Origin of the sequence: Chryseobacterium oranimense (assembly GCF_900129755.1) — a bacterium.
Classification (GTDB): Bacteria; Bacteroidota; Bacteroidia; order Flavobacteriales; family Weeksellaceae; genus Chryseobacterium; species Chryseobacterium oranimense.
In genome coordinates this window covers 890,686-913,698 of record NZ_FQWT01000001.1, presented here as the reverse complement: position 1 = coordinate 913,698, position 23,013 = coordinate 890,686, and the positions used below count along the sequence as shown (strand labels likewise).

At 32.1% G+C, this 23,013-nt stretch carries 19 protein-coding genes; 13 read left to right on the top strand and 6 right to left on the bottom strand.

Going from position 1 to position 23,013, the window contains the following annotated elements; genetic code table 11:
• Positions 1-149 precede the first annotated feature (149 nt).
• The 11 genes from mnmE to BUB03_RS04090 all read left to right on the top strand — a co-directional run bounded on the left by mnmE (position 150) and on the right by BUB03_RS04090 (position 11,336).
• A complete protein-coding gene (mnmE, locus tag BUB03_RS04140) occupies positions 150-1,535 on the top strand; it encodes a tRNA uridine-5-carboxymethylaminomethyl(34) synthesis GTPase MnmE (protein ID WP_073060420.1) in 1,386 nt (461 codons plus the stop codon).
• 261 nt (positions 1,536-1,796) lie between these two features.
• On the top strand, positions 1,797-2,402 hold the full coding sequence (locus BUB03_RS04135) for a helix-turn-helix domain-containing protein (RefSeq protein WP_048506285.1): 606 nt from the start codon (positions 1,797-1,799) through the stop codon (positions 2,400-2,402).
• A 100-nt stretch (positions 2,403-2,502) separates the two neighbouring features.
• A complete protein-coding gene (locus tag BUB03_RS04130) occupies positions 2,503-3,672 on the top strand; it encodes a site-specific integrase (protein WP_073060417.1) in 1,170 nt (389 codons plus the stop codon).
• Between the two features lie 120 nt (positions 3,673-3,792).
• On the top strand, positions 3,793-4,134 hold the full coding sequence (locus BUB03_RS04125; RefSeq protein ID WP_048506286.1) for a helix-turn-helix domain-containing protein: 342 nt from the start codon (positions 3,793-3,795) through the stop codon (positions 4,132-4,134).
• A gap of 414 nt (positions 4,135-4,548) precedes the next feature.
• Positions 4,549-5,397, top strand: coding sequence for an RteC domain-containing protein (locus BUB03_RS04120; RefSeq protein WP_048506287.1), 849 nt, complete (start codon positions 4,549-4,551; stop codon positions 5,395-5,397).
• Positions 5,398-5,636: 239 nt separating this feature from the next.
• On the top strand, positions 5,637-5,951 hold the full coding sequence (locus tag BUB03_RS04115) for a helix-turn-helix domain-containing protein (RefSeq protein ID WP_048506288.1): 315 nt from the start codon (positions 5,637-5,639) through the stop codon (positions 5,949-5,951).
• A gap of 77 nt (positions 5,952-6,028) precedes the next feature.
• Positions 6,029-7,498 carry a DUF3945 domain-containing protein gene (locus tag BUB03_RS04110; protein ID WP_048506289.1) on the top strand — a complete coding sequence of 490 codons (1,470 nt, stop codon included), beginning with the start codon at positions 6,029-6,031 and terminating at the stop codon, positions 7,496-7,498.
• Between the two features lie 11 nt (positions 7,499-7,509).
• On the top strand, positions 7,510-9,597 hold the full coding sequence (locus BUB03_RS04105) for a type IA DNA topoisomerase (protein ID WP_073060415.1): 2,088 nt from the start codon (positions 7,510-7,512) through the stop codon (positions 9,595-9,597).
• Positions 9,598-9,857: 260 nt separating this feature from the next.
• Complete coding sequence (locus BUB03_RS22250; RefSeq protein ID WP_048506291.1) at positions 9,858-10,304, top strand: MauE/DoxX family redox-associated membrane protein; 447 nt, start codon at positions 9,858-9,860, stop codon at positions 10,302-10,304.
• Positions 10,305-10,402: 98 nt separating this feature from the next.
• Positions 10,403-10,672: a DUF6520 family protein gene (locus tag BUB03_RS04095; RefSeq protein WP_048506292.1), complete on the top strand. Its 270-nt coding sequence runs from the start codon at positions 10,403-10,405 to the stop codon at positions 10,670-10,672.
• Between the two features lie 406 nt (positions 10,673-11,078).
• Entirely contained in the window at positions 11,079-11,336 is a 258-nt protein-coding gene (locus BUB03_RS04090; protein WP_048506293.1) for a DUF6520 family protein, read from the top strand.
• 59 nt (positions 11,337-11,395) lie between these two features.
• Here BUB03_RS04090 and BUB03_RS04085 read toward each other — a convergent pair whose 3' ends face one another.
• The 6 genes from BUB03_RS04085 to BUB03_RS04060 all read right to left on the bottom strand — a co-directional run bounded on the left by BUB03_RS04085 (position 11,396) and on the right by BUB03_RS04060 (position 21,657).
• Positions 11,396-12,898 carry a TlpA family protein disulfide reductase gene (locus tag BUB03_RS04085; protein ID WP_048506294.1) on the bottom strand — a complete coding sequence of 501 codons (1,503 nt, stop codon included), beginning with the start codon at positions 12,896-12,898 and terminating at the stop codon, positions 11,396-11,398.
• Complete coding sequence (locus tag BUB03_RS04080; protein WP_048506295.1) at positions 12,898-14,280, bottom strand: RagB/SusD family nutrient uptake outer membrane protein; 1,383 nt, start codon at positions 14,278-14,280, stop codon at positions 12,898-12,900. The genes BUB03_RS04085 and BUB03_RS04080 overlap by 1 nt, the downstream gene beginning before the upstream one ends.
• Positions 14,281-14,288: 8 nt before the next feature.
• Positions 14,289-17,888, bottom strand: a complete 3,600-nt coding sequence (locus BUB03_RS04075; RefSeq protein ID WP_053082687.1) for a SusC/RagA family TonB-linked outer membrane protein — start codon at positions 17,886-17,888, stop codon at positions 14,289-14,291.
• Positions 17,889-18,010: 122 nt separating this feature from the next.
• The gene (locus BUB03_RS04070; RefSeq protein WP_048506296.1) at positions 18,011-19,156 is read right to left on the bottom strand and encodes a FecR family protein; all 1,146 of its coding nucleotides are present in this window, start codon (positions 19,154-19,156) and stop codon (positions 18,011-18,013) included.
• Between the two features lie 64 nt (positions 19,157-19,220).
• Positions 19,221-19,805: an RNA polymerase sigma factor gene (locus BUB03_RS04065; protein WP_048506297.1), complete on the bottom strand. Its 585-nt coding sequence runs from the start codon at positions 19,803-19,805 to the stop codon at positions 19,221-19,223.
• 106 nt (positions 19,806-19,911) lie between these two features.
• On the bottom strand, positions 19,912-21,657 hold the full coding sequence (locus tag BUB03_RS04060; protein WP_048506298.1) for a helix-turn-helix domain-containing protein: 1,746 nt from the start codon (positions 21,655-21,657) through the stop codon (positions 19,912-19,914).
• 254 nt (positions 21,658-21,911) lie between these two features.
• Between BUB03_RS04060 and BUB03_RS04055 the strand changes: the two genes are divergently transcribed.
• Together BUB03_RS04055 and BUB03_RS04050 are read left to right on the top strand one after the other, a co-directional pair.
• Positions 21,912-22,169, top strand: coding sequence for a hypothetical protein (locus tag BUB03_RS04055; protein WP_103290200.1), 258 nt, complete (start codon positions 21,912-21,914; stop codon positions 22,167-22,169).
• A 202-nt stretch (positions 22,170-22,371) separates the two neighbouring features.
• Entirely contained in the window at positions 22,372-22,809 is a 438-nt protein-coding gene (locus tag BUB03_RS04050) for a DUF1896 family protein (RefSeq protein WP_048506300.1), read from the top strand.
• Positions 22,810-23,013: the final 204 nt, after the last annotated feature.

Here is a 23,013-nt window from a genome sequence, read left to right as displayed (position 1 = left end):
ATATAAATAATCACTCCTTGAGATTGCTTCATTGTTTGTCCTTTATAAGCTTAAAATTTTTGTACATCGAAAACCTTCAATCAGAAGCATAGACAATCTGTATAGAATACTCCTTCAGAAATTAGTCTGAAAAAACGTAAATTTGCACTATGAATAACGATACGATTTGTGCACTGGCCACGGCCAATGGAGTAGGAGCTTTAGGGATTATCAGAGTTTCAGGGAATGATGCTTTACCGGTTGTTCAGAAAAGTTTTCCTTCCAAAAAACTGGAAAAGCAAAAGTCTCATACCATCCACTACGGTTATTTTATGGATGGCGAAGAAGCTATTGATGAAGTGATGCTTTCTATTTTTCTGGCTCCTAAAAGCTTTACGACGGAAAATTCTGTGGAAATAGCTTTTCACGGTTCACCGCATATCGGAAAACGTATTCTGGAAACGCTGATCAAAAACGGGGCGAGAATGGCAAAAGCGGGAGAATTTACCCTTCGTGCCTTTATCAACGGAAGAATAGACCTTTCGCAGGCAGAAGCCATTGCAGACGTCATTGCTTCTGAAAACGAAGCTTCAAGAAAAGTAGCGATCAATCAGCTGAAAGGTGGAATTACCAATGAAATATCAATTTTAAGAACAGATCTTCTGAATTTCGTTTCCCTGATCGAACTCGAGCTGGATTTTGCTGAGGAAGATGTGGAATTCGCAGACAGAACAGCCCTGAACGGATTGCTGGATAAAATCGAATTGAAATTAGATTCTCTTATTGAAAGTTTCCAATATGGAAATGCCATCAAAAACGGAACTGCGGTTGCCATCATCGGGAAACCCAATGCCGGAAAATCTACCCTGTTAAATGCTTTATTGAAGGAGGAAAGAGCGATTGTCAGCAATATTGCAGGAACAACAAGAGATACCATTGAAGAGGTGCTGCATATCAAAGGTCATGCATTCCGTCTGATTGATACGGCCGGACTTCGTGAAACCCAGGATGAAATTGAAGCTATCGGAGTGAAAAAAGCCAAGGAAAAAGTAGATAACGCCAATATCCTGGTTTACCTTGCAGATGCCGCTACAGAAGATTATTCTGAGGATATTGAAATGATAAAATCTTTGCAGAGAGACGATCTGAAGCTGATTATCTGTGCTACAAAAATAGATGAGGTGCTTCCTCCAAAATATGAAGCTGTAGAAGATATTTTCAGAAAAGAAATTGATCAGGATTTTGATTTTATCAGGATATCTGCAGTGGAAAACCAAAATATCCAGGACCTTAAAAACGAACTCTCTTCCTACGTTGAGCAGCTAAAATCCCAGGAAAATAATGTGGTTATTACCAATCAGAGGCATTTTGAAGCTCTTCGTAAATCTTTAGAGGCAACTCATAAAGTGAAAGAAGCCATTTCTTTCCAGATTTCTACAGAACTGCTTGCTTATGAACTAAGAAATGCCCTGGAACATCTTGGTGAAATTTCAGGCGAAGTGACGAATGATGAGGTGCTGGGGAATATTTTTTCTAAGTTTTGTATCGGCAAATAAGTACGACAAATAAAACAAACTAAAACAAACCAAACGATTGATTATTAGCTATTTGCAAAAATATTGATTTTGTATGAGTTTTTCAAAGTTTGGTTAGTTTTGTTCAGTTTTGTCCCCCAGTTGTCCCTCAAACCAATAATATTTTATTTTTTTTAACTCGGGAGAGTTAGTGTCACTTAAGGTAATTTATTGTACCTAATTGTACTTAAATGTACCATAATGTACCTTAAGCCAAATTATCTCTTCCACAAATAAAATATTATGAAAATCAAGAAGATTTGCGAACATTGTGGACTTGAATTTATTGCCCAAACAACAGTAACCAGATACTGTTGCAAAACCTGTAATTCCAGAGCTTACAAGATTAATGTTAGGGAACTTAGAGAAAAATTGACTGAAGCAACTCAGGAAGTTTCCAAACCTCAATCAAAACCTAAAGAAGATCCTAACTCTTATTTTGCCCTCAAAACCCTTGATTACTTAACAGTCAAGGAAGCTTCTATTTTATTGAAATGTGATAAGAGAACAGTCTATCGAATGGTTAAAAATGGCAGTATTCCTGCAGCTAATTTATCCATCAGAAAGATTCGTCTATTAAAGAAAGATATTGATGCATTATTTGAAGTCAAGCCAAAAGTAATCCAAAATCCAACAGAAGATTTGGAAAAGATTGAATGGACACCTTTAAAGGATTGCTTCACAATGGGTCAAATTCAAAAAGAGTATAATATCTCTCCGACTTCCTTAAAAAATCTTATAGAAAGACATAATATCCCAAAATTTCAGAAGGGCAAATTTGTATATGTACCAAGAGTTAAAATTGAGCATATTTTAAAGAGGATTGAGTTGGGTATTTATTCAGGATAACACCAATTTATTTGGCATTCTGACGCCAAATTTCCCCTAAGAGAGCCATAAAATCTGGCTTACACTATCAATTTTTAATATTACTCAAAAATCCAAAATTATGTCAAAAGTAACATTAAGGAAAAAACCTATATCAAAAGGCAGACAATCTTTATTTCTGGACATATGGCCTCCCATTTATAATCCAGAAACAGGAAAAATGGAACGAAAACACTATCTAAAATTATATATCTATAATCGTCCCAAAAACGAAACTGAAAGGAAGTTCAATAAAGAAACTTTAGCTTTAGGAGAATATGTAAGAGCTCAAAGGCATATAGAATTACAAAGCAAGAGGTTTGATTTTATTTCTGAAGAAAAGATGAAATCAAACTTTATTGAATTCTTTGAAGCTGAAGCTAAAAAAAGAAACAACTGTTATAACTGGGTAATGTCTGTTAGATATTTTAAGACTTTTGTTGGGCCCGAAATTCCATTTAATGAATTGAATGAAACGCTATGTGAGGAATATGCAGATTATTTGTTAACATGCCCCGCATTGGGACGCAGAAAAACCATAAAAAAGAATACTGCCGTAGCTTATTTTGGAAGATTTAAGCTGACATTAAAGGAGGCTTTTAAAAAGCGCTTTTTACCCACAGACCTAGGTTCAATAATTGACAGTATTGCACCGCAGGAAACTCATCGTCCATTTTTATTCATGGAGGAATTAGAAAGAATGGCAAATTCTGAGTGTCGAAATCCAATAGTAAAAAAGGCAGGACTTTTCTCTGCTATGACCGGTTTCAGATATTCAGATGTTGAAAAGCTATTATGGAGTGAAATTCATGGAACCGAAGGCAATTATTATATAGTATATAATCAGGAAAAAACAGAGAATGCAGAATATCATCCAGTATCTGATCAAACTATAAAATTGTTAGGTCCAAGAGGAAATTCTGATTCAAGAGTATTTGAAGGATTAAATTATCATAACACAGTAGCAGAGTTGAAAAAGTGGTTGGCAAATGCTGGTATAGAAAAACATTTCACCTTCCACGGTTTCAGACATACCTTTGCGACCTTACAAATAGCTGCTGGAACATCTATATATACAGTTTCAAAACTATTGGGACATAAAGATATCAAAACAACAGAGATATATGCGAAAATAGTTGACAGTTTAAAAAAAGAAGCCTCTGAAAAAATTAAAATTAATTTATTTGATATAGGTAAGAACATCGTAAATATCGACCAGATTGATCCTCCAACAGATAATTTAAATATCTAGTAATTTTGAGATTTTATGAAATAGTTAGTAAGCTATAAATACCTTCAAAAGACAAATTACGACAGATCAAGTCATTATCAAGAACGTTTTTCAAGGTCTTATTAACTTGAAAAAAAAAAAATGGAATATACATTTGATCAAATACCAAATATTCTTAGAAGAATTGAAGAAAGATTGGAAAGTTTAGAAGAAATTTTATTGGATCGTATCCAAAATGAAATGCCAGAACTTGAATTTATTGATGCGAAAGAGGCTTGCAAAATTTTAAAATTATCATTACCAACATTATATTCTAAAGTTTGTCTACGCGAAATACCGTTTTATAAAAAGGGAAATAGATTGCATTTTTCTAAAATGGAACTATTAGAATGGATTCAAGAGGGTAAAGAAAAATCCTTAAATGAATTAAGTAGTGATGGTAATGCTATCTTAAAAAGAATAACAAAAAAAAGATGGCATTAGAAATCATACAAGCATTTTAAACCTTCCAACTTTATTTTGGAAGGTTTTTATTTACAATAGTTTAGACCATATATAAAGGAGATCTATCTCTTAGCACGTAAGTCGCCTATTAGAACAAATTTTGTCAATTAGTTCCTGTTATATCAAACATCACACAACGAATATTTGCTAATCACACTCAAATATTAAACAGCAAATAATTTCACCTTACATTAATTTAAATTGCTTATGAATCAAATTATGAACGAATAAAATATTTCAATAAAAATTTAAAAATGTAATAAAGGTTATTAGCAAAATAATATATAATTAATTGATAAATTAAATAAATCGCCACAAAGGGAAAAATATTATATTTTTAGGACTGCTGATCACTGGACCTGATAATGAGAACCTTTCAAATATATTTTTACCATGACAAAATCAATTTATGATACAATAGTAAAACGTATTGAAATTCAAGAATGCAAAATTACGCTAACTAAAGAAAAGGTTATAAAAGAAGCCTATCAAATGGCGACCTCTCTCCGAGAATTATTGAATGAAACAAAAAAGCTTGTATCAGACAAAGGTTTCATTGATAAAGATCAGGAGATCAATTTTTTTAAATACGTAAAACCACAACTTCTAGGAAAGCTTATTTATTATAATAAGGTATATAGAATTGAAACATCTTGTCCAACAAAAGCTGGTGAACTTTATAAGATATATTTCGAAAATGAACTTGAAAAATTAAACAAAGAATTTCAGGAGCATTTTGTAGATTCAGATTTTTATCGATATATAAAATCAGATCGTAAAGATCTGGATAAGAAATATTTTGCTTTAGGAAATATTGATATAATAGAAGGACTAAATAGTTTTGTCTTTGAAATCGATCCAAATTTTTCAACATATTATGACTATAAAGTCGCTCATATCATTGCAGATGAACTATTATATACTTATATAAGAAATAGGTTGAGCCCTGACAATGAATATGATTCACCATCGCTAACATATACCAATTACGATGATATGTTCTGGACCGATTCTAAGAACGCTCTAATAGAGTTAATATATGCATTATATGCTGCCAGGTCTTTATCCAATGGTCGATTGGCAATATCAAAAATCAGTACCATAATTGAAACACTTTTCCAGATAGAACTAGGCGATTTCCACCATGCTTTCCACCGAATGAAAGTCAGGTCCGGAAGTAAAACAGCTTTTCTTGACCATCTTAAAGTAAGTTTAGAAGAATACATGAGCAGGAACCTATAACATTATTTGATTAAGACAGCCAATAGGTTGTCTTTTTTTTACCAAGTTATGCCAAGATATGCCAAGTTGACCTAATAAACCAACAAAATAGAAACCTTTCATTCGTGAGAATTGGAGCATCTGAAGAATAAAAATTACAAAAAAAAATTTTCAATTTCTCTTGGCAGCTCTTGATTAAACTTGGGTTACTGAGCTATTTTACTCTAAGAAATTTGTCTGTGAACAAAAATTTTAAACAGATGAATATTGACAGATTAGAATTTATTGCTTGGATGGAAAGAATCATGGATCGATTCGATTTGATTTCCGAGAGCGTAAGAGAAATGAAGAAAACTAACAATGCAATTGATGGAGAAGAATTGCTAGACAATCAGGATTTGCTTCAAATGCTAAAAATTAGTAATCGTTCATTACAGAGATACAGGTCTGATGGTAAATTACTCTATTACACTATTAGTGGTAAGCTTTATTACAAATTATCAGATGTCCACCAATTTATTCGTGATAGTTTTAACACTCCCACTAAGCGTAAGAGGAAATTGAAAGCCGAATAATACCATAAAATTCCAACTTAGTTATTGCTATTGATTTATAAAATACCTTGATCTGAGATTTACAAAAATTTAGAGTTATGAGTACTAATCAATCCAAAAATCAGAAATCTGATCAAGCAAATGATCTAACAGATACATTGCTTGTCCATGATACAGAAACCAATAAAATTCTCGCGGTTAAAGGAATAAAGAAAAAATCCGGCAAAAAACCTGGTGAAAAAGATGAGCTTGAAACGGTTGATCCAACTAAAAGAAAAGAAAATTCTTTTTTGAAACTCAACAAAAATGAAGATATGCTTTCCAATTTTTTAAAGAATTTTTTTAGTCAGATCGGCAATCCCACACGCTTCAATTTTTTTAAAGTTCCTATTGAAACTGCTGTCATGATAGCGAAAAAAATGCAGCAATTTATTGATACAGCAAAACTTGAAGGTAAAGAGCTTCTGGAAGGACTAAAAGATATTTTGAGTAAAAACAATAATAAAAATACTATGGCGAAACAACAAAACAAAACGGAAAATAGTAATGGTAATCACTATTCCATTGAAAAAATCGACTGGAAAAGCCTTGAAAATCTTGGATACAGCCGCGAGGAATTTGAGAAATTCAATCTTTTGGACTCTCTTTTAAAAGGTTATAAAACAAATGACATGCTTACAGTATCGTTAAAAGTTGGAAATCAAGAAATTGAAACCCAAGCTAAGTTATGGCTTGAACAGGGAAAGGATGGTCTAGCGGTATTTAACATGCTTCCCAAAAAAAATGAAATTGAATTAGATAAAAAATTTCAAGGACATGAATTTACCGAAGAGGATAAAACCAACCTATTAGAAAGAGGAAATATGGGAAGAGCTGTAGAACTAATTACAGATAATAATACGAAGGCTTTCCATGTGATAACGCTAGATAAGGATACAAATCAATTAGTTTCTTTTCCGGTTGAAAAGATGCGTATTGATGATATTATCAAAGGAGTGACCCTTACTCCCGATCAAAAAAATCTTTTATTGGAAGGTAAGCCTGTATATCTTGAAGGGATGCTTTCTAAAAGAGATACTTTATTTAATGGTGAAATCCAATTTAATGCTTTCAAAGGTCATATTGAATTTCAATTTGATAAAGGAAATTCCAAAATTCAAAAACAGGATAACTCTCAAAACCAATCTGCAGAAATACCAAAAACTTTTAGAAGGAAAGAATTTACATTCGACCAGTATAATAAACTTAGCAAGGGTGAAACAGTATATATTACCGATTTTAAGGATGGTGCTGGGAAGGAATATCCGGGATATGTATGGCTAAATAAAGAAAAAGGAGAATTGGATTTTAATTTTAAAAACCCCAATAAACTTAAACAAAATGCAACCACAGCTGAAACTCATAAAACCCAGGTCGCTGTTAATTCCGATGGAAAAACAAATGAAGCTACTAAAAATATCAAGGAGCCATTAAAATCAGGTCAAAGTACGCCTGCTAATAAAAGGCAGCAGAACACGCAAAAAGAAACCAACAATGCGCCTAAAAAAAGAGGTCGAAGAGTATCCTAAAATAAATTAATATGAAAGCAGTAATAGCTGAAAAACCAAGCGTTGCGCGAGAAATTGCAGCACTTTTGGGAGCAACAGAAAAAAATGAAGGTTTTTTAAAAGGTAATGGCTATATCGTTACCTGGGCAATAGGTCATTTAATTTCTTTGGGAATGCCTTCGGAATATGGTATTACCGGATTTCAAAAAGACAACTTACCAATATTGCCAGATCCATTCTTACTTACAGTAAGAAAAGTCAAAAAAGAAAAAGGTTATCTTGACGATCCCAGTGCAGTTAGGCAATTAAAAATAATAGAAACTATTTTTGAACAATGTGACAGCATAATTGTTGCAACTGACGCTGGTAGAGAAGGTGAACTAATATTTAGATATATCTATAATTATTTGAATTGTAAAAAACCTTTTGAGCGACTATGGATTAGCTCATTAACAGAAAAAGCTATTGACCAAGGTTTTGCCAATCTAAAGCCAGGAACCGATTTCGATGGATTATTTTTTGCTGCCCAAGCCAGAAGCCGTGCGGATTGGCTTGTGGGAATAAATTCAACTCAGGCATTATCTTTACAAGCTGGAAATGGAATTTATTCTCTAGGAAGAGTGCAAACACCAACTCTGAGCTTAATTTGTAAGAGGTACATTGACAATAAAAATTTTAAAATTGAAACCTATTGGCAATTGGAACTCAAATATTTAAAAGATGGACTCTATTTCTCCAGTATATCGAAGGAAAAATGGGATGATAAAGAAAAAGCTACCGAAGTATTAAAATCGATTGAGCGTTTAGGAAGTTCTATTGTTAATTCAGTCGATAAACGTAATTCAAACGAACAGCCACCTCTACTATTCGATTTAACTTCTTTACAAAAAGAAGCTAATAGGAAATTAGATCTTACTGCCGAAGAGACTTTATCAATTGCACAAAGCTTATATGAGCAGAAATTCATTACATATCCCCGAACAGGCAGTAAATATATATCTAATGACATTTGGCCGGAGATCCCTGATCTAGTCAGAGCTTTGGAGAATCGCGTTGGTTATAAAGAGCGGATAAACAATGTAAAATGGGGCCGATTCAATAAAAGAATTGTGAATGACCTTAAAGTTACAGATCATCATGCATTATTGATAACAGATAAAATTCCTTCAGCCCTATCGAGTAAGGAAAATGCTATCTATGATATGATTGCTATTAGGCTTCTTGAATCAATATGCTACCAATGTACAAAAGAAATTACTGAAGTTAAGCTGGAATCACTGCACTTTGAATTTATTCTGAAAGGAGCCCGTGTGATTGATCCGGGATGGAGATCTATACAAAACCTCTTTAAAAATGAGGACAATGATGAAGAGGTATTATTGGATATACCAACATTAAAAGAGGGTGATTCACTCAGCGTTAATGAGGCAAATATATTAGAAAAAAAGACCCGTCCGCCAGTTCTTTACACTGAGGCAGGTCTCCTATCGGCAATGGAAAATGCAGGGAAGCAAATTGAAAATGAAGAAGAGCGTAAATCACTTAATAATATTGGGATTGGAACGCCAGCCACTCGCGCAGCTATCATTGAAGTTTTGTTTGATCGAAATTATATTGTCCGGGAGAAAAAAAATCTAGTTCCAACCAAAAAGGGAATTCAGGTTTATGAACTCGTAAAAGAAAAGAAAATAGCCGATGTCGCTATGACTGCGCAATGGGAGCTTGCTCTTCAGAAGATAGAAAATAATGAGTTAAATGCTAATCTATTTCAAAATGAAATGGAAGCCTATGCTAAAGAAATTACCACAGAACTTCTATCTACTGAGTTTGTACCAAATACATTGCAATTAAAATGTCCAAAATGCAAAACTCATAATTTAATCTTTAATGAACATGTAGTAAAATGTCCAGATAAGAACTGTGAATGGATTCAGTTTAAGAAGGTCTGTGAGGTTGCCCTAAGTGATAAGGAAATGGAAAACTTAATTACCAAAAAAAGGACATCACTTTTGAAAGGCATGAAAAGTAGATCAGGAAATAAGTTTGATGCATACATTATACTTGACGAAAATGGTAAAACTTCATTTGAATTTGATAAAAAAAAGAAAAAAAATAAGTGATTTATAAGAATGGCGCTTCCAAAGACCGTCATTTTTGTTATTATTCTAGAATTATTACAATATGAATTTTTGCTTTGAATAAAGGAAAGTTATGGTGTTTTTCTAGAATCGTAACATCATTATGTTGCATCATGTTGTTTTCTCCCTCTACATTTGTTTGAATTATTTCTCACGACAGTTTGAAATTTATATCGAAAAAAAAATGGTAATAGCCTTTAAATTTCAACTGTGAGAAATGAAAAAGCTAAAAAACCATTGTCATGCAAAAAAAGAGAATTTTTACGGAGATAGTAGTTGTATTATTGGTCATTTTGTTCCTCTATACTGGTGTAAGCAAATTTGTTGATTTTAAGGGGTTTACTTATGATTTAAATAATCAGCCCTTTCCGAATAGCTTAACACCATTGTTAAGGTGGTTAATACCAATAACTGAAATTTCAATTGTAATTGCTCTATTATTTGAAAAAGCCAGATTGATAGGTTTATATGCATCATTGTTTTTGATGAGCTTATTTACAATTTATACAGCGCTAGTTCTATTTCATGTTTTTGAGTATGTGCCGTGTTCATGTGGAGGCGTCATAAAAAATCTAACATGGCCACAACATTTAATTTTTAACCTTTTTTTCGTTGTGATCACTTCACTCGCTATTCGAGTAAACAAGAAAAACTTGTCAGATCATTTACTTTATAACCAGTTACAATAATTTAGATCAGTATAAATGAATTAAAATTATTGGGTCCAAAATAAGGGGAAGCTGAAAACCTTCAACTAGAGTAAGCAACAAATCAAAAACTTTTTATTATGAAAAATTTTAAATTATTATTAGGTGCGGCAGTAGTATTTGCCGTTGGAAGCGCTTTTACTGCTAGCAACAAAGCTTATGCAGGAGAATATGTTTTAATCGCTCCTAATACTTATGAGCTTAAAACAAATCGACCTGCCGGAGAATGCCGAGAAATGCCAAGTCAAATTTGTGATTATACCAAAATTAATCCATCTGGCAGTAATACAGATCCAAATAACTTCACCCCTAATACGAGAAATGCCCAATGGGTTGAAGGTGAGGACTAAAGAATATTTAAGGTGCTATCATTAATGGCACCTTAAATTTTGTAGTGAATTTATTAATTTAATCTCTTTCTTTATTAGAGTTCTTAGATTTTGACTCCCATTATAAAGATATTTTAAACTTCTAACAGATTGTAAATTTACGTATTAATCGATTTATTTCACTATAATCTCCATTATATCTTGAAGTGGAAAATTAAAAGTCATACTCCAACTAAAGAGCTATTTTGATATTTTATGATTATGTTAATTACCATCCAGCAAACAAGATAAATTCGTCCAATCATTTACTTTATAACCCGCTAGAATAATTTAGATCAGTATAAGTGAATTAAAATTATTGGGTCCAAAATAAGGGGAAGCTGAAAACCTTCAACCAGAGTAAGCAACAAATCAAAAACTTTTTATTATGAAAAATTTTAAATTATTATTAGGTGCGGCAGTAGTATTTGCCGTTGGAAGCGCATTTACTGCAAGTAATAAAGCTGCTGGAGAATATGTGCTAATTGGTTCTACTTACCAATTAAAATCAAGTAGACCTTCGGGGGATTGTGTAACTCAGTCTAGTCAAACCTGTGATTACACTAAAATCAATCCGTCCGGTAGTAATACCGATCCTAATAATTTCCAACCTTATCACACAAATGCTAGATGGGTTGAAGAATAGGAATAAGAACAGTTTAAGCCTAAGATGATATCTATTGGTAAAACCTTAGGCTTAAAATTTTAAAGAAGTGAGTTTATTAATTGAATTAAATTCATCCTATTTTTTTCATCATATGGTCTAGGCGGATTTAAACTTGCAATCTTTCCCAACTTATCTATAATTAATACTGTTGGATATCCACGTATATTATAATGACTAATAAGTTTTTCTTCTGAACCATTTCCGTTAGTATATAAGTTTAAACTTCCTCGATGCGAATATTCTAAACTTCGCACAGATTTAATCCACTCATATTTACTCTTGTCGATACTAATATTAATAAATTTTATTTTAGGATTATCTTTATAGATATTATATATTTCAGTCATTTGATCGTTAAGAATACGGCAATTTGTGCAGCCTGTAAAATAAAAATCTATCAACAAAACTTTTCCTAAAAAATCACTTTGTTTTACGACGTTTCCTAGAGTATCCTGCAAAGAAAAATTATATGCTAAGCTTCCTGCCAAAGAACTATCGCGATATTTTGTTAATAAGTCAATACAGTAAGGTGTTTTAACTGAATTTGTAACTTCAATAATAATATCAGAATATTTGTCAGATTGTAATTTTTTAACAAGTAAATATGAGGTTAACAACCTATCCTGAAATAGTCCGCTAAAATCCTTTCTAAGAAATGCAACTGCCTGAGGTGGAGGGAAGTCTTTTTTCCGTAAACCAGTTAATATAAAATCGTAGTAATAGTCGGAATACAGAAGAATATCTCTGTCAAATTTTTGGTCGAATTTTAATAAATTTTCAGAGTAAATCTTCTTTAGTTTATTTATACAAGAATCAGCAAATTCTTTATTTTGAGCATTAGCTTCGGAAGTATAAAAGATATAAGCTTGTTGGTAGTCATTTTTATACTTGAACGTTATATTAGCCTTTAGTAATGAATAAATTGATTTAGATAATTTATCTCGGTATTTTTCCAATGCACCTAAAGCCGTCAACTTAGAATTTTCTAATGAGACAAAAGCATTATCAAACCTTCTTTCATAGCTTGTAATATCAGTTTTTCTTAAAGCAAAGTATTCATAACCATATATTTTCTCTAACTTTCGAACCGAATCTAAAGTTTGAACGGACAATTTTTTTAAATCTTTTTGGATATCAAAAAAGAGTTCATATTTCTCTTTACCCTTTCCGGTAACAGTAATAATGTTCCTTTCAATATTAAAAGTTAAATCATCACCAGGTTCAATTATATAATTATTAAATATTGTCTGCCCATTTTCTACAGATAAATCAGCATACAAAAATGATTCATTGTTCTTAAATTCAATTTTTATTCTTTCTCCAGAGTTGGAAGTTAAATTTTTATTATTAACACCTGAATTAGCACCCCATCCGTTATCCCAATAAGCTAATTTGATATTATTTTTTTTAGTTAAGTCATTTATGATAATTCTTAAATATGCCACTTTATTGCCGCCTTTCGAATTTGTTTGAATAGTTCGAGCATTAGCATAATTTACCAAAAGAATGCCTAATATTATAAATTTGACTATCATTTTCATTATCGAATATTTTGAGTTAATGGATGAAAATTGATTTCTACAGGAGGGATTGGGAATACATACCTTGGACTATTGGCTTCTAGAGTGTAGATATTTACGCCTATATTACGTGTTAGTTTTTTTGCAAATTTATCATCCATATTTAAACGGCGTAAATCTTCCCATCTTAAATTGGCAGTAAAGGGTAGTTCTTTTCTGCGCTCATTAATTATTAATAACAAAGCTTCAGTAGGATTTGAAGCTGTTTTATTTGAATATGTACTTCGTCCATTTTCTTTTTTCCACCTCTCTTTTAAAAGCTTGTTTAAGTCGTTCATTGCTTCAACAAAATTCCCCGATCTAGCCAATGATTCTGATCTAATCAAAAATATCTCGTTTGTAGCTATTCCACAAAATAGTGCGCCTGCTCCTGTATATCTACCACCGAAGTTAATTGCGCCATTGGTATTTTTTTTGAAAAAAATTGCCTTACGAAGATCTTCATTTTCATATGTATCAAATAAATCTTTCATTACACATAATTCCTGTCTACTGTTAAAAGTATATGAAATAGTTTGTGCATAAAATATAATTTCAGTATTATTACCTCGAACAGTAGGAAATGGAAAATTCACAGTTGTACTTAAGGTATTGAAATCAATAAGTTCTGAATTTTTAGAAAGGACAATATCTGCAAATTCTTTAGCCTTAGTATAATTTTGCATATTAAAATATACTTTTGAAAGCATGCTTTCTGCCGCTAATTTTGTAGGCCGAGTTTTGTAACTGACTTGCAGAGGGAGTAAAGATTCGGCTTCAATAAGATCATTAATAATTCTATCATAAGTTTCTTTTAATGTGGAACGGTTTGGCAAATCATTTACATCGGAATTTAATTTAAGGGGAAGCCCTAGATCTGAATCTGCGGTACTTTCATTGTATTGTTTCGCATATAATTGTGCTAACTGATAATATGCAAAAGCTCTAAAAAATAATGCTGTTCCTTTTACTTCTGGTATTCGAGTATCATTAATATTTTTAATTTTTTCAATGCCATCAAGTACTACATTAGAATATTCGATAACTTGGTAAGGATAAGTCCAGTCTGGAGCAAATAACTCTCCCTCATAAATGTCGCTTGACCACTTATATGCATTTCTTTCTTGTAATGTACCACCAGAGATGGCAGTTTGATCTAAAATATAGGAATTGTCAGCACCAATTAATCCAATTGCAGGGTATTTGGTATTCATCACATCAGTATTATCTAGTAAAGCCTGAAAATCTTCAACGGTAGATGGGATAATATCTGATTTATTTGATTTTTTCTCTAACCATTCATCTTGCTTTTTACAACCAACAAGGATAAATGTACATATTGCATAGATTATAATATTTTTCATAACTGCATTTATTTTAATGTTGTCCTAATACCAAATGATACTGTTGTCGGATTTGGGTAGGAATTATAACCGGAAAGGTTATATTCACTAACATCCGGATCAATTCCTTTCTTATTTGCTCGCCACACTATACCAATATTATTTATATAACTATAAATTTGTAATGAGGAAATTGGAAGATTTCTAAGTAATTCCTTATTAAAATCATAACTAAGGCTAATATCCTGTAATCTTATATGGTCTCCTTTCTCAACAAGAGATTCAGAGCTTTGATAAAAAATATTGCGATTATAGTTGAATTCGTATAAGACTGAGGGAACTGTAGTTCGCGTTTCATCTCCTGGGTTTTGCCATCGGTCTTGAAATTCTTGATTGGCATATCCGCTATTTACAACGTCTGACAGGTTTAATGAGGTTGACCTTCGGCGAAAGTAATATCCAAATTTATATGTAACGTTAGCGGATAAAGAGATTCCTTTAAAAGAGAAAGTGTTACGTAATGCCCCAAAATTTCTTGGTCTTGACGAACCATGATATACAATATCTTCATTATTCGAACTTGTAATTATATTGAGGTAGTCTTTACTTATAACACCATTTAAATATCCCTGAGGATCTCCATTTGTTGGATCAAGTCCCGCTGTTTTAAAACTATATACTCCGAAAAGACTATTTCCTTCCTTGATATATAAACCATATCTTCCAGGACCATCAATATTAAGCCCTGAACTTGTTAGATATTGCGAAGTATATTTTGTGTCATAAGATATTACTTTATCTTTATTATAACTTAATAGTATAGTCGTATTCCATTTAAAATTACCATTAAGATTTACTGAGTTTAAATTAATATCAAAACCTTTTGTCTTAACAGTTGCGGCATTTCCTTTGTAAGAAGAAAACCCGGTTGAATGTGCTAACAAAGCATCCTCGATAAGATCAGTACCCAACTTCTCATAAATTTCAAATGAACCATTCAAGCGATTACCTTTAGATGAAAAATCTAAAGCTAGATTTTTGTTTCTAATTTTCTCCCATCTTAATTCTGCGTTTGGGGCACTCGTGATGTAGGCAATTGGTAGTCCAGTAATTGGGCTGACATCATAGGTTGCCGTCAAATAGGATGAGGCATTATATACATTTCCATTATATCCAAATGATGCCCTTAGTTTTAAATAAGGTATTAACGAAAATTTATAGAACGATTCTTTGCTGATATCATAAGCAACACCAGTTGACCAAAGTGGTGTCATTTTATCATTTGTTTTCACTCCAAAAATGTTTGCACCATCTTTTCTTCCACTCAGTGAAAAAGTATATTTACCTAAATACGTGTAAGCGCCGTTTGCATAATAAGATATATATCTATTTGTATTACCTATAATTTTCCCAAGAGGAGACGGAAGAACCGTTGATCCAAGTGCCGATGGGTTCATTGGATAAGGAATATTATAATTTAAATTAGTCACAGAAGTTCCAAACTCATCATTGTAGCCATACAACGCTTTATCAGTACTCTCACTTACTATTTCTCTTATCTCAGCTCCCGCAATTGCAGATACTAAATGTTTTTGTGAAAATTCTTTATTGAAATTCAACTGTGTTCTGAAGTTATTGGAATACAATTTTCTGTCTGTTAAATAGAGAATTCCTCCTTTTGGAAAGGGGTATGTAAATGAGCCCTCACTAGATCGCTGGCTGTACATATTAACGAAATTTCTCGCTTCATAACTTTCGGGACTTCTGTAACCACGATTATTTCCGAATTCATTTTCATGCTGATATTGAATTTCAGCATTTAAGAAATCAGTGAAATTATACCGGACAATGCCTCTTATAAGGATGTTATCAGTTTTAGTACTGGTATCATAAAGGTCTCTTTCTTGAATGGGTCTATATTTCCAATCTAAAAAGCCTAAACTTTGGCTATTTTCAAGATAACTGTCTCTTTTTCCATATGGTACCGCAAGCGGATTTTTATTATCATCAACAAAACTTATATATGGATACGGAGAAGTGTATTGATATCCAAATTTATTCTCACTCTTTGTATATAATACAGAACCTGTAATTTCCAAATTTTTAATGGGATGATATGTATTTGTTGAATTAATAGTAAACCTATTGTTTCCAGAACCAAACAAGGTATTACGGTTTTTGTCATATCCTATAGAAAGTGAATAAATAGATTTTTCCGAACCTCCTCTAAAACCCAATGAATATTGTTGATTCATACTGGGACGATAAAAATATTCGGATGTTTGGTCGCGAACATCCACATTTCTCAATCTATTTATTTGGTCAGTAATATTCTCATTTGAAGGATCATTTCTTTGTTTCGATAAAAGCTCAACTACTGGTGATATTACAGGATAGTAATTGTTGTCGTTTAAATTGGGATCATAATACCCCTTATTAAAAAGAAACGTTTCGACATCTATAAATTCAGAGGATTTAAGAAAATTTCTTGAATATTTTAAATTTGGCCTTGCCCCTACGGTTAAATTTGAATTAAAATCAATCTTTAAGGGTTGATTAAATTTTCCTTTTTTGGTAGTGATTACAATGACACCATTCCCAGATCTCGAACCCCAGATCGAAGCTGCAGCAGCATCTTTAAGTACTGTGATACTTTCAATATCATTTGGATTTATATTATTAATATCTCCTTCATAGGGAAAATTGTCAAGTACAACCAGAGGATCAGCGCTAACTTTATCATCAATTGTAACTCTTCCTCTTATGCTTATTCCTAATTTTTCATTCGGAGGATTTAACCCTATTGGACCTGAAATTTTATTAAAAATCAATCCACTTGTAACACCGTCCAGTCTGTCTAAAATATTCGTGCTAACACGTCTGTTTAATAATTGGTTATCTATTTGGACAAATGAGCCCGTTGCTCGTTCTTTAGGTATGTTTTGATATCCGGTCGAAACAACATCTACTATTCCAATAATATTATCGTTTTGATGCATAATAATATTACCTGAATTTATTACAGGAACTTCTACTGGTGTATAACCGATAAATGAAACTTGAAGTACCTCGTCCTTTAATGAACCAGGGATCATAACAATTCCATTTGCATCTGTCATAAAGTTTACATTGCTTCCTTTTACTCGAAGAGAAGCTCCGGACAACGGTTCACCCCGTTCATTAGAAACCTTTCCTCTTATGGGAGTCTGATCTTTATCTATTGGGTTTTTAGAACCTGTTTCCTTCCCCCTATCGACAGAAACTATAATTTTTCCTTCAATAGAATAATCGAACGGTTGGTCATTGAAGATTTCATCTAGAACCGCTTTTAGATCTTTTTCCTTTGCAGATATAGTGACAGCCTTAGCAATCTTCATATGCCTGCTATTTATTGAAAAAGAATAGCCCGATTGCTGGTTAATCTGGCGAATAACAGTCCTGAAAGGTGCATCTTTTTGGATCAATGTTATTTTTTGTGCAGTAAGTTTTGTGCAAGCGAGAAAAATAATCAATATAAAAAATATTAGGTTTTTCATGACTTGTCTTTTTTCTAATTGTTTTTCATTGGTTTTCCGTTTCCATAGGGGAATAGAAATCGGTTTACCATTGTCGATAATGGTATTATTCATTACATTTGAGTTAGGGTTAGTAATTTGCTTTATTTAACTTTTAAAAACCCGCAGCCGTCCCGACTGGACCTCGGGACGGTATATTCTTACGAACTACGGGCATAAACACATATGAAACGTTCTTATCTGATGATCACCTCCTTTCCGTGAATCTCAGTTTTTACACCGTATGTTTTATCTATTACTTTTAGAACAGTGGAAAGATTTTCATTTTTGTTAATGCTTAAATCTGCACTCTCTGAATTTTTGAAATTTTGGGGAAATTTGAAGTCTACATCATACCAACGTTCAACTTCCTTTGAAAGTTCCACGAGAGAAATATTTCCCGAATTTATCAACCCTTCCTTCCAGCCGATAAAATCAAGAGCATCGACATTTTTAATGGAAAGGCTATAATGATCAATTATAGCCTGTTCATTGGGCTTCAATTTTCTGGTAAATGTAGAGCCATTAGATTTAATTTCTACGCTTCCCTGAACGAGAGTCGTATACTGTTTGTCCTCATAGGCACGAATATTAAAGGTTGTTCCAAGAACTTTAACTTCTTGGAGAGTTGTGTTGACGAGAAATGGATGTTTTGGGTCATGATGAACTTCAAAATAAGCTTCACCATTTAATCGGACTTCTCTATTATTGTTTGAAAATTTTACTGGATATTCTAAAGACGAATTGGAGTTTAGCCAAACTTTAGAACCATCTGCAAGGGTAATTTTATATTGGCCACCTCTCGGGGTTTTCAGTATTGCTGATCCGATGAATTCTGAATCATTTATAGAACTCCCATCACTATAGGTTAGGCCGCTGGGAGTTACCAAAATGCCTTCCGTTTCTTTCAGATTAATAGCTTTACCATTCCCAAAAGTTATAGTAGCTTTATTTGAGCCCGGTAAGATGTCGTTTTCTATGGTTTTAAATGTTGGTTCTTGCGTACCCGACTTATAGTTTAAATACCAAATTGACGTTCCGAAAACGACTATGAATCCAGCAGCAATGCTCATTTTTCGGAACAGCATTAATTTTCTTTTCTTTCTGATTTTTTGTTCAATCAGTTTGAATTGAACATTTGAATCAGTATTATAAAGTTTCTTTATGGAATCAGCGACAAGATTTTCATTTTTTAAATTATTGAAATATATTTTATTCCCTTCATCCTTTAATAACCAAGTTTCTAAAGTTGAATGATCACTAAAAGTCAAAGGTTCTTCCTGAACGATTTTTTTTAATATATTGCTTATTTCAAAACTGATGTAAACATCTTTCCTTTCCATGATTCCGCGTTTATAATATAGAAACGGGAAATAGTATAGGTTTCTCTAAAGAAAATTGAAAAATTTATAAATAAAATAATAAAAGGGCGATTCCGGCATTTCCAAGCCGTTTTTTTATGATAGAGACGGCTCTGGATTTTTGATTATTGACAGTACTTACGCTTATGCCGAGATCATCTGCGATTTCCTTTGCATTTTTATCTTCATCTAAAAACTGCCTCATTATAATCCTGCACTTTTCAGGAAGTGCATCAATTTCAGCTCCCAATTGGCTAATAAGTTCAGCATCAATAATATTTTGAAGAATACTTTCTTCTGATTCTTCAAAATCCTGAATGTATCTACCAAAGCGATTAGATCTAACTTTTTCTTTAGCAATCTTGTCCAGACACGCATTTTTTGTTACTATGTATAGAAATGCTTTAATATTTTCAAAAGAATTAAAAGTTGATCTCTTTTCATAAAGCTTGACAAAAACATCTTGTACAATTTCCTCAGCTTCAGAATAATTGTATTCAGGTAAAAGCTTAGAAGCAAAATAAACTATTGCTTTGTGAAATGTTTGGAAGATTTGGTGAAAGGCATATTGATCTCCATTCCGCAGTCCCTGCAGTAATATTTCATAGGCCATATTTTCAACATTCTTCATCTTTAGGTGGCTATAATTTATAAAATTAGCTATTATTTCTAAATTTTAAAAATCATAATTTTTATAAAGGACTGAAAGCGTTTTGAAAATATACTTTTAAAAAGCATCATAGGGGAATTTCTACTATTGGATCATCATCGAAATTTAAGTCTTTCCGTCTTTTTTTTATAAAGGTTGTGGCTTTAATACCATTAATTTTTAGAAACTTTTCATTAAAATTCTGACGCGACCCTATACCACATTCCTCGGCTAAAGTTATAATGGTATATGACAGATATTTCCTATCATTATATAGTTTGTTTGTAATATAATTTATTCTTAGGTGAGCCAAGTAATCGGTGAAATTCATTCCCCTAGATTCTCTGATAATACTTGTGAGATATTTGTAATTTGTATCAAACTTTTTTGCAAGGTCTTTAGATGTTAAGCCCTTTTCTATAAAACCATTGTTCTGTTCAAATTTTTTCAGTTTTTTTAATATCTCATTTATTATTTGTTGGGGAATATAAGGGTCAACCGAATTATTTATGGGAGAAGAATCTTCAGGCTTTGGTTCCTCAACTTTATTTAAAATTTTCTGTTCTAGAAGATAATAGGCTTTAAGTAGTTTATCCTTTTGAGATTGATGCCATATTATCATGAACAATATCACGGAAGAGCTCAAAATTATAATTATTAAAGTTGTCCACTTACTTTTGGAAATCTCCTTTTCTAAACTAAGCTTTGTTTCCCGCAATAACGGGGTATCATATTCTTTATGAATTTTAGAAGAAAGATATCTGAAATCCCTATTAAGGACTATATCTGCTTTTAATAATTGCTTTGTATAAAAATATTCTTTATGAAGATCTTTTTTGGTCTTATAGTAATTTATCAAAGATTCGTAGTTATTTCTTACTTCTGGTAAAATGAAGTTATGTCTTTGAAATACGGAATCCACCATCTTAAAATATGTTGCAGCTTGATCTTCTTTTCCAAGGGCAAGATATGATTTACCAATGTAAGAATAACAAACCGTTAACCAAGCAAAATCATTGACAGCTGAAATGGATTTCATGCAGGAATTTAGGGATGAGATTGCCTGTTCATATTTTCTATTCCTGAATTGCTGAATTCCTTTTTCTTTCAAAAAATAACTGTATTCCTGCATATATTCTTTGCTCGTTGATGTCTGCAATAGACCAACAGCAATTAATGAATCCGAACGCTTAAACTGTCCAAGATTTCTATAACATACTGCCATTTGATGGATAGAATTAAAATAACCTCTTAAATTGTTGTAAATGAGGTTTGGATGTTGAGGTTTTTTAGATTCACTTTTAAAAAATTCACTCGTGGTTCTAAACTGTTCCAGGGATTCATTATAATTTCCCATATAACTGTTGACAACACCCATAAGATAGATTAGCCTATTGTTATAAAAATAATCTGTACTATTTTTGGCGTATTGATATGCCTTTATGTATTCATCTAATGCGAGATTATACTTCTTATACTGGAAATAATACACAACTCCCTTTTCCAAATATGCAGCGCTTATTTTTTCATTATTTTTAGTGAGTTTTGAGGCATAAATTGTACTATCCGCAAATTTTAATTTCTGTTCTGGGTGTGATGAGTACAAAATACCATCCAAATACCCCTGAATTAATTGTTCGTAATTCTTTTCTCTTTTCGCTTTGGCTATATACTGCTTTATAAACTGAAGCGCATGTTCATCATTTTCTGAAAGTCCCTCATAATTTTTTCGCAGAAGATAGTATTCACTAAACTCTTCATCATTCTGTCCTTTCAAAGACATCGTGAAAAAAAACGAAAAACATATTATATAAAGTTTAAGGAAGGCTTTCATGGTTAGGTGACTTTCATATAAAATTAAAAAAAATCACCCAAATATGACCTTTTATTGAATAAACATTAAATGGAAGCAATATCTAGGTCAACATCCAGAAACATAAATAATTACGAATGTTATTTTTCTAGAAATACAACATAATTATTTTAGAAGCGCACCATACAAAGGTTTTCAGAGCGAGAAAAGTCCAATAATTTCGAAGTCAGAATTCTATTAAAACCCCGGGGATAAATCTTCTAAATATTATGACTATGAAAAAGATTATCTCAATTATTTCATCAATAATTACAATTTTAGCGGGAATTGTTTTTATGCACTCCTGTAGACAGCAGGACGATGATCAGGCTTTAGAGCAGGACTTTAAGTTTGAAAAATCAATAAGTAAACTATCCAACAGAAATGCGGATAGTCTAAATCAAGTATCGAATTCAGGTGAATTTGATGCGGCAGAAATTGACTATAAAGATCCACCTCCTAAAAATGGTGGACAGTGGAAAATCAAAAACTAATCAAACTGTTTGTATATATGCAGTGCGCAATGCATATATAACGAACAGATCATGAGGTAAGTCAGAGGCATCTTTTCCAATGGTAATAGAAATTAAAAATTGCTTCCTTTGAGACAAATTTATCCTTAAAATACCAATCACTGCCACATTTTGAAGGGTATCATATTACTTCTTTAAGTTTATCCATTAAAAATTATATTATATGGATATTTTACTTAAAAACCTCTCGTATTTTAGATCAAACCTTCAAGAATTACTATACACCAATTATCCTGAAAAGGCTTACGATTCTAAATTTATTTCTCAACGTTCAAATTGGGCTTTTAAAGCTTATGAAGGTGCTATTCAAGGTAAAAATACTGAAGAAGAAGCTGAGAGAATCGCAAATTCTATTCTTTTTGAAGCTCTATATTTTTCCAAGTTCAATACAATTTTTCAAGTTGTCACCTACGAATTCGACACCTTTTTTGTTGATGAAGAGATAAGACCATTTTCTCTAAAAATGCTGAATGTCTGCGATGATATATTTAAAAAATATGATCTAACGGATGACTTTGCGTATAGTACTGACTATGATTATCTTTATAACGATATCAAAGCTATTATTAGTGAATGGATTAAAAAGAACTTGAATTTATAATCTCTAATAAAAAGCATCCTACATCACCTTATTGAAAATCCAAAGAATTGCTACAGACCTGTTTGATAGCAGTTTTTTTATTATATGTTTTCGGTCAAAAACATAACTAATAATGCCAAATTAATCCTTAAAATTCCCTGAAAAGCCAATTTAATCAACGGATACAGATTCCCAATAATTTCACTTGCAAATTTAATTTTTCAG

Coding starts and splice junctions, on each gene's coding strand:
- BUB03_RS04080 (WP_048506295.1), bottom strand. CDS start 14,280: ATGAAAAATATTATAATCTATGCAATATGTACATTTATCCTTGTTGGT.
- BUB03_RS04115 (WP_048506288.1), top strand. CDS start 5,637: ATGAATATTGACAGATTAGAATTTATTGCTTGGATGGAAAGAATCATG.
- BUB03_RS04050 (WP_048506300.1), top strand. CDS start 22,372: ATGGATATTTTACTTAAAAACCTCTCGTATTTTAGATCAAACCTTCAA.
- BUB03_RS04095 (WP_048506292.1), top strand. CDS start 10,403: ATGAAAAATTTTAAATTATTATTAGGTGCGGCAGTAGTATTTGCCGTT.
- mnmE (WP_073060420.1), top strand. CDS start 150: ATGAATAACGATACGATTTGTGCACTGGCCACGGCCAATGGAGTAGGA.
- BUB03_RS04130 (WP_073060417.1), top strand. CDS start 2,503: ATGTCAAAAGTAACATTAAGGAAAAAACCTATATCAAAAGGCAGACAA.
- BUB03_RS04105 (WP_073060415.1), top strand. CDS start 7,510: ATGAAAGCAGTAATAGCTGAAAAACCAAGCGTTGCGCGAGAAATTGCA.
- BUB03_RS04055 (WP_103290200.1), top strand. CDS start 21,912: ATGAAAAAGATTATCTCAATTATTTCATCAATAATTACAATTTTAGCG.
- BUB03_RS04110 (WP_048506289.1), top strand. CDS start 6,029: ATGAGTACTAATCAATCCAAAAATCAGAAATCTGATCAAGCAAATGAT.
- BUB03_RS04120 (WP_048506287.1), top strand. CDS start 4,549: ATGACAAAATCAATTTATGATACAATAGTAAAACGTATTGAAATTCAA.
- BUB03_RS04065 (WP_048506297.1), bottom strand. CDS start 19,805: ATGAAGAATGTTGAAAATATGGCCTATGAAATATTACTGCAGGGACTG.
- BUB03_RS04075 (WP_053082687.1), bottom strand. CDS start 17,888: ATGAATAATACCATTATCGACAATGGTAAACCGATTTCTATTCCCCTA.
- BUB03_RS22250 (WP_048506291.1), top strand. CDS start 9,858: ATGCAAAAAAAGAGAATTTTTACGGAGATAGTAGTTGTATTATTGGTC.
- BUB03_RS04060 (WP_048506298.1), bottom strand. CDS start 21,657: ATGAAAGCCTTCCTTAAACTTTATATAATATGTTTTTCGTTTTTTTTC.
- BUB03_RS04070 (WP_048506296.1), bottom strand. CDS start 19,156: ATGGAAAGGAAAGATGTTTACATCAGTTTTGAAATAAGCAATATATTA.
- BUB03_RS04090 (WP_048506293.1), top strand. CDS start 11,079: ATGAAAAATTTTAAATTATTATTAGGTGCGGCAGTAGTATTTGCCGTT.
- BUB03_RS04135 (WP_048506285.1), top strand. CDS start 1,797: ATGAAAATCAAGAAGATTTGCGAACATTGTGGACTTGAATTTATTGCC.
- BUB03_RS04125 (WP_048506286.1), top strand. CDS start 3,793: ATGGAATATACATTTGATCAAATACCAAATATTCTTAGAAGAATTGAA.
- BUB03_RS04085 (WP_048506294.1), bottom strand. CDS start 12,898: ATGAAAATGATAGTCAAATTTATAATATTAGGCATTCTTTTGGTAAAT.